This window comes from Halorussus marinus (assembly GCF_004765795.1).
Classification (GTDB): Archaea; Halobacteriota; Halobacteria; order Halobacteriales; family Haladaptataceae; genus Halorussus; species Halorussus marinus.
Window position 1 is genome coordinate 55,946 of sequence record NZ_SBIV01000006.1, and the last position, 11,534, is coordinate 67,479.

The 11,534-nt window shown below is 68.2% G+C and carries 7 protein-coding genes; 2 read left to right on the top strand and 5 right to left on the bottom strand.

Annotated elements, in window-relative coordinates:
* Positions 1–32: 32 nt before the first annotated feature.
* Complete coding sequence (locus tag EPY72_RS12650; RefSeq protein ID WP_134671269.1) at positions 33–2,012, bottom strand: 3-hydroxyacyl-CoA dehydrogenase/enoyl-CoA hydratase family protein; 1,980 nt, start codon at positions 2,010–2,012, stop codon at positions 33–35.
* A 114-nt stretch (positions 2,013–2,126) separates the two neighbouring features.
* Here EPY72_RS12650 and EPY72_RS12655 point away from each other — a divergent pair, with 114 nt between their 5' ends.
* Positions 2,127–3,281, top strand: a complete 1,155-nt coding sequence (locus tag EPY72_RS12655) for an acyl-CoA dehydrogenase family protein (RefSeq protein WP_134671270.1) — start codon at positions 2,127–2,129, stop codon at positions 3,279–3,281.
* Between the two features lie 301 nt (positions 3,282–3,582).
* Here EPY72_RS12655 and EPY72_RS12660 read toward each other — a convergent pair whose 3' ends face one another.
* Together EPY72_RS12660 and EPY72_RS12665 are read right to left on the bottom strand one after the other, a co-directional pair.
* Positions 3,583–4,638, bottom strand: coding sequence for a dipeptidase (locus tag EPY72_RS12660; RefSeq protein WP_135806665.1), 1,056 nt, complete (start codon positions 4,636–4,638; stop codon positions 3,583–3,585).
* Positions 4,639–4,681: 43 nt separating this feature from the next.
* Positions 4,682–6,052 (bottom strand): NAD(P)/FAD-dependent oxidoreductase, encoded by a 1,371-nt coding sequence (locus EPY72_RS12665; RefSeq protein ID WP_134671272.1) that lies wholly within the window; start codon positions 6,050–6,052, stop codon positions 4,682–4,684.
* Positions 6,053–6,253: 201 nt separating this feature from the next.
* Between EPY72_RS12665 and EPY72_RS12670 the strand changes: the two genes are divergently transcribed.
* Positions 6,254–7,450: an amidohydrolase gene (locus EPY72_RS12670; protein WP_134671273.1), complete on the top strand. Its 1,197-nt coding sequence runs from the start codon at positions 6,254–6,256 to the stop codon at positions 7,448–7,450.
* An 8-nt stretch (positions 7,451–7,458) separates the two neighbouring features.
* Here EPY72_RS12670 and EPY72_RS12675 read toward each other — a convergent pair whose 3' ends face one another.
* Positions 7,459–9,396, bottom strand: a complete 1,938-nt coding sequence (locus tag EPY72_RS12675) for a hybrid sensor histidine kinase/response regulator (protein WP_135806666.1) — start codon at positions 9,394–9,396, stop codon at positions 7,459–7,461.
* Positions 9,397–9,546: 150 nt separating this feature from the next.
* Positions 9,547–11,526 (bottom strand): SpoVR family protein, encoded by a 1,980-nt coding sequence (locus EPY72_RS12680; protein ID WP_134671277.1) that lies wholly within the window; start codon positions 11,524–11,526, stop codon positions 9,547–9,549.
* Between the last annotated feature and the right edge of the window lie 8 nt (positions 11,527–11,534).

Sequence of the window (11,534 nt, forward strand, 5' to 3'; positions counted from 1 at the left end):
TCGACGGCGAGCCCCGACGGCGGTCGCTTCGCTCACTTCCCTTGGAAGTCGGGCTCGCCGTCGCCCATGAACGCCGTGACGCCCTCCATCAGGTCGTCGGTGTTCATCAGGTGGCCGAACGCCTGGGACTCGACTTCGAGGCCCGCGTCGGTGTCGTCCCGGCCCGCGAGCATCGCCCGCTTGGTGTACTTCTGGGCGATGGGCGGCCCCGCCGCGAGGTCGGCCGCGAGCTCGAACGCCCGGTCGCCGAACTCGTCGGGAGCGACGACCTCGTTGACGAAGCCGTACGACGCCATCGTCTCGGCGTCGAAGCGGTCTGCGGTGAAGATGATCTCTTTCGCGCGACCTTCACCGACGATGTGCTTGAGCCGCTGGGTGCCGCCCCAGCCCGGCAACAGACCCAGATCGTGTTCGGGCTGGCCCAGCTCCGAGCGGTCGGTCGCGATGCGCATGTCCGCGCAGGTCGCCAGCTCCATCCCGCCGCCGAGACAGTAGCCGTCGATGGCGGCGACGACGGGCATCGGACACGCCTCCAGCTTGCCGAACGTCTCTTGGCCCTTCTTCGAGAGCTCGACCGCAGTGAGCGGGTCTCCGCCGCCAGCGGCCATGCTCTGGACGTCCGCGCCCGCGGAGAACGCCTTGTCGCCGGCTCCGACGACCAGGAGCGCACGCACGTCCTCGTCGGCTTCGAGCGCGTCGACGGCGTCGGCGAGGTCGTCGAGCAGTTCCTCGCTGACCGTGTTCATCCGGTGGGGTCGATCGAGAACGACCTTCCCGACCATCTCGCCGGGCTTCTCGACCCGGATCGTGTCGAACTCGTAGGCGTCGCCGCCGTCGCCGTCGGCCTCGTCGCCGTAGAAGCCGCCCTCGTCGGCGGCCGTCCGGAGCGCGTCGCTCGGCTCGTAGCGGGCCGCGCCGGTCTCCTCGTGGAGTTTTTCGAGCGTCTCGACGAGGGCGTCGAGTCCGGCGTCGTCGGCCAGCTTCGCGGGGCCGTCGGGGAAGCCCGCCCCGAGCATGACCGCCTCGTCGATCGCCGCCGGGTCCGCCACGTCGTTGCCGACGAGCTTGGCGACCTCGTTGGCCATCACCGCCTGAAGTCGACGGACCGCGGCCTCGCTCCCGGCGTCGGTCGGGATCTCGACGCCGCCGTCCTCGTAGTCGTAGAACCCCTCGCCGGTCTTCTTGCCCAGCGTCTCGGCCTCGACCTTCTCGACCAGCAGGGGACACGGCTCGTAGGCGTCGCCCAGCACGTCGTGCATGTAGTCGAGGACGTGGTAGCCGACGTCGATGCCGACCTGATCGGCGAGTTCGAAGCTCCCCATCGGCAGGCCCATGTCGAACTTGGTGGCGCTGTCGACTTCGGCGACGGTGTACTCGCCGGATTCGACCATCCACGCCGCCTCGTTCATCAGGGGCACGAGGATCCGGTTCACGATGAATCCGGGGCTGTCCTTCCGGACCCGGACCGGGGTCTTGCCCATCTCCTCGGCGAGGGCCTCGGTCAGTTCGAGCACCTCGTCGTCGGTGTGGGCTCCGGAGATGACCTCTACGAGCTGCATCCGGACCGGCGGATTGAAAAAGTGCATCCCGCAGAACCGCTCGGGGCGCTCGGTGACCTCCGAGAGCTCGGTGATCGAGAGGCTGGAGGTGTTGGTGGCGAACACCGCGCTGTCGGGCGCGTACTCCTCCAGTTCGCCGTAGACGTCCTTTTTGATCTCCATCTTCTCGGGCACCGCCTCGATCACGAAGTCGGCGTCTTCGACCGCCTGCTCGAAGTCCACCAGCGCCGTCACCCGATCGAGCGCCGCGTCGGCCTCCTCGTCGGTGATCCGGTCGTTCTCCGCGAGCTTGCCGAGGCTCCACTCGATCTGGTCGTAGCCGTTCTGGACGAACTCCTCTTTGATGTCCCGGAGGTTCACGTCGAACCCCGCGAGGGCCGCGACCTCCGCGATGCCGTGGCCCATGTTTCCGGCGCCGAGAACTGCGACGGTGTTGATATCTTCGACTTCCATACCCGTACGCTCACTTGCCGGCCGTTTCAACGTTTCCCTCTCGGAATAAGAAACTCTGAGTGAGTTTATTTACGGTTACAAAGGAATTTACGGTCGGGTGTGCAATCGGCGCACATGGACTTTGGACTATCCGACGAGCAGATCGCGATCCGCGACGAAGTGCGGAAGTTCGCCGAAAACGAGATCGAACCGGTCGCCGGCGAGTACGATCAGGCCGAAAAGTACCCCTGGGACGTGATGGACAAGGCCGCCGAGATGGGCCTGACCGGCTCGAACATCCCCGTCGAGTACGGCGGCGCGGGCTACACGCCCCTCGAAACCGCCATCATCGTCGAGGAGTTGTTCGCGGTCGACCCCGGCATCGGGCTGTGTATCACCTCCGCGGCGTTCGGCGCGGACGCCATCCGGGAGTTCGGCACCGAAGAGCAAAAAGAGCAGTACCTCCGCCCGGTCGCGGAGGGCGAGGCCGTGATGGGCGCCGCCATCTCCGAACCCGACACCGGCTCGGACGTCTCGTCGGTCTCGACCAGCGCCGAGAAGGACGGCGACGAGTGGGTGCTCAACGGCAACAAGATGTGGATCACGAACGGCTCGGTCGGCGACTACTTCGTCGTGATGTGCGAGACCGACCCCGAGATCGAAGACCGGTACGCCGGCTTCTCCCAGATCGTCGTCGAGTCCGACCGCGACGGCTTCGAGGCCGACAAGATCACGGGCAAACTCGGCATCCGGGCGAGCGACACCGCCGAGCTCATCTTCGACGACGTCCGGGTCCCCGAGGAGAACCTCGTGGGCCAGCGCGGGATGGGCTTCCCCCAGCTCATGCAGTTTTTCGACGAGACCCGCACGATGGTCGCCGCCCAGGGCGTCGGCATCGCCAAGGGCGCCTGCGAGCGCGCCCTGGAGTACGCCCAGGAGCGCGACCAGTTCGGCCAGCCGATCTCCGAGTTCCAGGCCATCCAGCACAAGCTCGCCGAGATCCACACCAAGACCGAGGCCGCGCGCAACCTCACCTACAAGTCGGCGTGGAGCATCAACAACGAGGACGACCAGCTCACCCAGCTCGCGTCGATGGCCAAGGAGTTCTCCTCGCGGGTCGCGGTCGAAGCCGCCGACGAGGCGGTCCAGATCCACGGCGGGTCGGGCTACGTCAACGACTTCGACGTCGAGCGGCTCTATCGGGACGCGAAGATCACCCAGATCTACGAGGGAACCACCGAGATCCAGAAGAACATCATCGCCCGCGAGCTACTGGGCAAAGGGTTCTAGACGACCGACGACCCTTTCGAAGGGCGGCGCATAAACGCGCCGCCCTTGCAAACGCTCCATCAAAACCGCCGGAAGAGGGAAGCTCTCCCGAGCCTGCGTTCGCTCCGTTCACGCAGACACGGCGTTCCTCCCGCCGTTCGCTTCGCTCACTCTGGTCGTCGCTTGGTCCGCTCGCTCGTCGTGGTCCGAGAGAGCGACGCTCTCTCCTCATCACGAAAGGCGATGGCGTTCGAACGACGACGCTCCTCGCTCGCGGTGCGATTGCTGGTGCTCACAGCATCGCACGACTACGGCATCGCGCCTACGCCCACGTCTCCCCAAGCACTCGAAGCCAGTTGTCGCGGGCGATCTTCTCCACTTCGTCCTCGTCGAACCCCCTGTCTCGAATTGCGGCGAGCACGTCGGAGAGCCCGGTCGCGTCGCCGATCGGGTCGGGGATGGTCGCGCCGTCGAAGTCCGACCCGAGCGCGACGTGGTCGACGCCGACGCGGTCGGCGACGTACTCGACGTGATCGACCAGCGTCGCGATCGGCGTGTCGGGGTCGCTCTCGCCGTCCGGGCGGAGAAACCCCACCGCAAAGGTGATTCCGACGAGCCCGCCCGAGGCGGCGATCGCGTCGAGCTGTTCGTCGGTCAGGTTTCGGCTCGACGGACAGATGGCGTGGACCGCGCCGTGGCTCACCACGAGCGGATCGGTCGACAGCGCCGCGACGTCTTCGAACCCGGCGGCGTTGAGGTGCGCGAGGTCGACGACGATCCCCCGGTCGTTGCAGGCCGCGACGAGGTCCCGACCGGCGTCGGTGAGTCCGGGACCCGCGTCGGGCGTCCCGGGGTACTCGAACCGGACGCCGTGGCCGAAGGCGTTCGGGCGGCTCCACACCGGTCCGATCGAGCGCACGCCCGCGGCGTAGAGGAGATCGAGGTTCGAGAGGTCGGGGGCGACCGCCTCGGCGCCTTCGAGGTGCGGGATCGCGGCGAGCGCGTCCGAGTCGAGCGCGGCGTCGAGGGCCTCGGCGTCGCCGACGATCCGGACCGCGCCGTCCGAGTCGGCCCGGATGCGGTGGAGTCGCGCCAGCGCGTCGTAGGTGAACGCCCTCGCTCGCTCGCGGTCGACCGCCGGCGGGAGGTCCATCTCGTAGCCCTCGGCGGTCGGCTCGCGGTCGTACTCGTGGTCGTCGTTCGGGACGAACACCGCGAACAGGCCGCCGGCGAGGCCGCCGTCGCGGGCCCGCGGGAGGTCGAGGTGGCCCGCCTCGCGTCGCTCGAAGAACGAGCGACCGCCCTCCCGGCCGTCCGCTCGGACGTCGAGGAGGGTGTCGTTGTGCCCGTCGAACACCGCGACCGGAGCGTTCGTCATACCGGGTCGGCGTCCCGGAGACCTGTCAATCTGTCGACCGGGATCAGGCCGAGTACTCGTCCTCGCGGAACTGGACGTACTTGCCGCCCCGGTACTTTCGCTTGGTGGTCTTGTACTTGGTGACCAGCTTCGCGCCGGTCAGCCCCGAGGAGAGCTTCCAGTCGAGGAGTTTGCCCTCGCTCTCGTCGGCGAGGATGTCGCTGGCGACCGCGAACGTCCGGTCCCAGTCGTCGGGGCCGTAGTCGGCGACGATGTCGGCGAACGCGACGTTCCGGAGTATCTCGTCGCCGATCGCGTCCTTCCAGCGGTCGTTGTAGCCGTCGAGTCGGCCCTTGCCGGCGAGTTCGCCCGCGATGGCGCCGGTGCGGGCCGCGACGTGGTACCCGCCCTCGTGAAACGCCGAGGTGGTCCCCATCGCGCCGCCGACCACCGCGACGTTGGCGTCGACCGGCGAGTCGATCGGCCGGGTCGAGGAGATCGGGTAAGTCTCGGTGCCGCCGGTCTTGCCCCGGTCCTCGACGCGAGGGAACTCCGAGAGGTCGTACTCGTCGCCGTACTCGCGTTCGAGCAGGCGGTCGATGTACTCGTTCGGTCGCGGGAGCGCCTCGTCGTCGTCCCGGAGCAGGTCGTACCCCGCCGGGTCGTCGACGTCGTCGAGGCGCATCCCGATCGGCATCGTGAGCCCGACACGGGCGACCGTCCCGTCGTTCGGGAACACCCACGGGTAGGCGGTCTCGCCGGGCATCACGCCCCACCAGAACTTGAGCGCGTCGGGGTCGAACAGCTCCTCGGGGAACTCCCGGTACTCCTGGTAGGCGATGTGGTTGGCGGTGTCGGGCGACAGCACCTCCGAGATCGGGCGGTCGGCCGGGCTGAACCGGTCGAGGACCCGCATCGTGACCTGTCGCTGGGGGCCGTCTGCGAGCACGAGGTAGTCGGCCTCGATCGCCTCGCCCGACGAGAGCGCCAGTGTGTGGGTCGGCGCGCCGGTCAGGTCGGTCTCGACGTCGGTCACGCTGGTCCCGACCCGGTACTCGGCGCCAGCGGCCTCGGCGCGGTCGCGGAACCAGTCGTCCATCCGGGCGCGGTGGAAGGTGAACCCGAAGCCGTCGTACGAGGACTCGATGCCGGTGGCCCCGAGGACACACGACTCGGTCGGGCCGTAGAACTCCGTCCGGTCGAGTTCCCGGAGCACCACGTCGTCTGGGATCTCCTCGAAGGGGACGTCGAGGATGTCCACCCAGTAGTCGAGCATGCCGGCGGCGTCGGTCGAGTCCGGTCCCAGCGCCTCGCGGTCGGCGCGCGGGACGCCCTTCTCGACGAGGAGGGTCTGGGCCCCCTGTTCGGCGGCACAGCGGGCGGCGGAGGTCCCCGCGGGACCGCCGCCGACGATGGCGACGTCGACTCGCTTCATACGACTACGGTTCCGCGCGGGGTATTAAATGCTTGACCTTCCCAATCCGTGAGACCTTCCGGCGCCGCGTTCGGCGACCGGCGCCGGAGTCGGCGGGGCGTTCCCGTTCGCGACCGCTCTCCGTCCGGACACGTCGCGGCGTCTCGGGTCCGACTGTTTCGAACCGAAATACTGATACTTCGATCGTCGCTGGTACGAGCCGTGAAAGCAATTGTCAACGGAACGGTCCACACTCTCACGGAGGCAGGGACCGTCGAGGACGGTGCGGTCCTGTTCGAGGACGGCGAGATCGTCGCGGCCGGCGCAGACGTGGACGTGCCCGACGACGCCGAGGTCGTAGACGCCGGCGGGCGCCACGTCACGCCCGGCCTCGTCGAGGCCCACAGCCACGCCGGGATGGGCGAGTGGGGCGAACCCGAGGACGGCGACGTCAACGAGGGGACCGACCCGATCACGCCCCACGTCAACGCGCTGGACGGCTTCCACCCCCGCGACGAGGAACTCCAGCACGCGTTTCAGGGCGGGGTGACGACCGTCAGCGCCCGGATGGGGAGCGGGAACGTCGTCGGCGGGATCATCTGCTCGATGAAGACCTACGGCGACGTGGCCGACGAGATGCTCGTTCGCGAGGACGGGATGAAGGCCGCGATGGGCGAGAACCCAAAGCGGTTCCACGGCGAGCAAAAAGACCGGGAACCGGTCACCCGGCCGGGCATCGCCGCCAAGCTCCGTCAGGCGCTGATGGACGCCGAAGACTACGTCGAGCGCCGCGCGAACGCCCGCGAGGAAGGCGAGCCGTTCGACCGCGACCTCGGGATGGAGAACCTCGCCCGCGTCGTCGAGGGCGACCTCCCGCTTCGGGTCCACGCCCACCGCGCCGACGACATCGCCACCGTGTTCCGGATCGCCGACGAGTTCGGCATCGAGGACCTCTCGATCGAACACGCCACCGAGGGCCACGTCCTCGCCGAGGAGTTCGCCGCTCGGGACGTGCCCGCGGTCGTCGGGCCGTCGATCTCGTCGGCGAGCAAGTACGAACTCCGAAACATCACCTTCGAGACGCCCGGCATCCTCCACGAGGCCGGCGTGAAAGTCGCGATCCAGACCGACGCGCCGGTGCTCCCCCAGGAGCACCTCGACGTCTGCGTCGGGCTGGCGGTCCGCGAGGGGCTCCCCGCCGAGGACGCGCTGGCGACCGTCACTCGCAACCCCGCCGAGATTCTGGGCATCGACGACCGAGTCGGCACGCTCGAAGCCGGCACCGACGCCGACGTCGTCGTCTGGGACGGCCCGATGTTCGATCTCGACTCGGACGCCCGACAGGTGTTCCTCGAAGGCGACCTGATCTACGACAGCGAGCGCGACGACGTCGACCCGCGCGAAGAGTACGCCTGGTAGCCGCCGGGTCACTCGACGCCGGTGATTTCGAACCGCGCGCCGCCGTCGGCCCCCTCGGTCACGCTGACGCTCCAGCCGTGGGCCTCGGCGACGTCCTCGACGATCGCGAGCCCGAAGCCCGTTCCGTCTCGGGCGGTCGAGAACCCGAACTCGAACGCGGCCTCGCGGTCGTCGGCCGGGATGCCCTCGCCGTCGTCTTCGACGTAGAAGCCGTCGCCGAGGTCGCCGATCGTGATCGCCACGCCGTCACCGCCCCGCTCGGGGGCGTCCTCGGGGCCCTCCGGGCGCCGTTCGTCCGTACCCCCGTGCTCGACCGCGTTCCGGACGAGGTTTTCGAGCAGTTGCTTGAGCCGGCCCCGGTCGGCCCGGACGGTCCGGTCGGTCTCGATCGAGAGCGTCGCGTCGGCCGTGTCGACGGTCCGCCAGCTCGCCTCGGCGAGGTCGGCGACCTCGATCGGCTCGGGGTCGGTCGCCGCCTCGCCCTCCCGGGCCAGCGTCAACAGATCCTCGACGAGCGACTCCATCCGGTCGAGCGACCGCGCGACCGCGTCGAGGTGGTCGCTGTCACAGCTCTCGGTCGCGACTTCGAGTCGCCCCTGCGCGACGTTCAGGGGGTTGCGGAGGTCGTGGGAGACGACGCTCGCGAACTCGTTGAGCCGCTCGTTCTGGCGTTCGAGTCGCTCGCGAGCGCGCTGGCGGGTGAGCTCGTAGCCCACCCACTGGCTCATCAGGTCGACGAGCGTCACGTCCCACTCGGAGAACTCCGTCTCGCGGGGCTGGTCGTCGTAGAAACAGAACGTCCCGTACACCTCGCCGTCGACGCTGACCGGCGCGCCGAGGTAGCACGAGATTCCCTGCTCCGTGTACCCCGCCCGATCGGTCAGTTCGGGGGCGTCCTCAGCGACGTTCGAGAGCACGAGCGTCTGCTCGGTCGCGACCGACCGCTCGCAGTTCGTCGACGACAGCGGGACCGTGTCGCCGGCCCGGACGCTATCGTCGGGCGATCGCACGACCTCGTAGACGTACTCGTCGCCCCGGACGTCCGAGAGCGTGCCGTACGACGTTCCGAGGGCGTCGCGCCCGATATCGAGCAGCGCCCCGACCTGCTCGTCGAACGACCGGTCGGTGTCGGCGATGACGTCGTGGATCCGCCGGAGGTGTCGCTCGTACTCGGTCCGCTCGCTGACGTCCCGGCCGGCGGCGACGATGGCGGTCGGCTCCCCGTCGGCGTCGGTCACGGGGTAGAGCGTCCCGTCGATGGTGAGCCGGTTGCCGTCGGCGTCGTAGTGGTCGGCCTCGTAGCGGACGAACTCCCCGTCTGCGGCCCGGTCGATCCACTCCCGGAGGTCGGCCTGCATCGCCTCGGAGTGGTTCCACCACGGCGTCTCGGCGAACGGTTCGCCCTCGACTTCCGCGGCGGTCACGTCGCCGAACGCCCGGGCGGTCTCGTTCGCGCGCTGGACGGTGCCGTCGAGGTCGAGGATGCCCATGAACGAGACGGGGTTGTCGAACACCGCGTCGAACCGCCTGCTCGTTCGCTCCAGTCGGTGCTCGCGCTCGCCCCGCTCGACGGCGTCCAGAACACGCTTCGCGAGTAGCGTGTAGCCGGCGCTCCCGGCGGGTCGGTGTACGAAGTCGTCGACGCCGGCCGCGAGCGCGTCGGCGACCGCCTGCTCGCTCCCGGCGTCGGCGAACACGACGAACGGGAGGTCCGGGAACACGGACCGGACGGCGTCGCGGAGCCCGAGGGCGTCACCGTCCGGCAGTTCGAGCCCGCTGACGACGCAGTCGAACGACGCCGCCCCGAGCCGGTCGAGCGCCTCGCTCGCGCCGGCCGCGGACTCGACGCTGAACCGGTCGGTCTCGCGTTCGAGGGCCCTCGCGGTCTCGGCCGCGCGGTCGGCGTCGACACAGAGGACACGAATTCGGTCGGCGTACGATTCCATCGGCGTACTCGCTAATTTATCGCGAGTCCGTACATATGTATCGCTGTGGACTCTGCCCGGCTTGTCACGCCACGGCGACGAGCCTGTCGGTTCGGTCCGTCGCTTCTGGCGGCCCTGCCGCGTCGCTCCGAACGAGAAAAGTCCCGCCGATCAGGCCAGCCACTCCTCGGGCTTGGTATCGTAGTCGACCTCGGTCGCCGCGATCTCCTCGACCTCGCTCCACGGCAGGTCCTCCATCGTGAACTGCTCGCCGTCGTAGCGCAGGAGCTTGCCCTGCTCTTCGGGCTCTGGCTCGCGGTCCCGGCGCCGGGCGATCTCGGCGTCCCGGTCGTCGATCTCTTTCACGATGGTCTTGAGGTTCACCGGCCGGCCCCACAGGTCGAACACCCGTTCGAGGGTGCGTTTTGCCTGCTCCACGTCGAGCATCACGCCGTTGTAGTGGTGGCCCAACAGGAGCTCGTTGCGGTTGTTGTAGTTGCCGTCGTACACCGCGATGGTGGGCTTGCCGAAGTTGGTGAACTGCAACATCAGCTTCTTCTTGACGTCCTCGTAGTCGGTGCTCGCGACCCGGTAGTCGCCGGTGGTCTGGCTGAACTCGTAGGTGAAATACTCGTTGTCCGTGACGAACTCCTGGGTGAGATAGCCGTCGAGGAACGTCACGTCGTTGTGGCTCTCGCGGATCTCCCGGAGCTTGTCCCAGCCGGCGGCGTAGTCGACGGCCGCGATCGCCGCCTCGATCGAGTCGTATCTGGCGTCGTCGAGCAGGTAGCGCGCGAACTGTTCGAGGTCCTGCTGGGAGACCGACCTGAGGAACCCCCGATTCTGGGGCTTGCAAAGCGAGAAGTGTCGCTCGGCCAGCCCCTCGTAGTCGAGCACCTTCCAGGGGTACTCCGCGACGTCTAGGTCGCCGGCCGCCGCGCGGTCGAGGGCCGCCTCGTCGATCTTCTCGGCCGGCAGGTCGCGCAGGTCCGCGAGCGTCTCGGGCGTGATTCGGTCGAGCGCGGGATCGGGCGCCAGAAGCTCCTGAACCCGATCGAAGTCGACGGTGTCGTGGAAGTTCCGCCAGGTGATCCCCTCGACCCGCAGGAGCTTCCGACACACCTCCCGGCGGTTCTCGGTGTTCTCGATGTACTCCCACAGCTCCTTGCCGAGCTTGTAGGGGTTGAGCCCGGGGGAGTTGAGCACCCGGGCCTGGTGGTCGGCGTAGCTGAGAAACTCGTCGTCGCCCGCGAACGTCTCCTCGCCCATCATCATCGACTCCCAGTAGGCGGCCCACCCCTCGTTCATCACCTTCGTGAGCTTCTGGGCCGCGAAGTAGTACGACTCTGCCCGGAGCATCTCTAAGATCTCGCGTTGCCACTCCTCCATCTCGACGGCCTTGCCCGTCTCGCCGTCGAAGGCCTTGCCGTGGTCTCGGAGGAAGGCAAGCACGTCCATCTCGGGTTCGTCGAGGTCGGCGTCCTCCGACTGGGCTTTGACCCATTCCTCGTCGAACACCTGGCGTTTGACCTCCTCGCTCAGGTCCATCTCATCGAGCCGCTCGGCGAGCTCGTCGTCCTCGAACTCCTCGTCGTCGGCGCGCTCGAACTGGCGCTTGAACGGCTGGTGCTGGTCGATGTTGTCCTCCAGACAGAGCACGCTGTCGATCCAGCGCTCGACGGCCTCCCGATCGATCTCGGGGTCGGTCATGTACGACTCGATGCGCCGGGCGTGGCGTTCGAGCATCGCGGCGGCGTCGAGGTCCTCTGCGAACATGCCGTACCACTCGTTGTTCGCGAAGAAGTCCGAGTGGGCCTCGACGTGGGTGATGACCGCCTTCTGGTCGGCCAGCGCGTTCGACTCCTGGAGGAAGGCGTGAGAGGGGTCGTCGTTGATGACGATCTCGAACGCCTTCCCGCCGGTGTACTGGCCCTGCTTTTGCTGGCGGTCGTACTGCATCCCCCACCGCCAGTGGGGGTATCGCTCCTGGAAGCCGTTGTAGGCGATGAGCTCGTTCATCTCGTCGTAGTCGACCACCCAGTAGTTGACGTCGTAGGGGTCGAGCCCGAGCTTCATCGCGAGATTCCGGGCCTCCGCGGCGGGTTCGTCGAGCTGTTCGGCTGCCGTCCGGGTGCGGGGTCGGTCCCTCATGAGTCTGT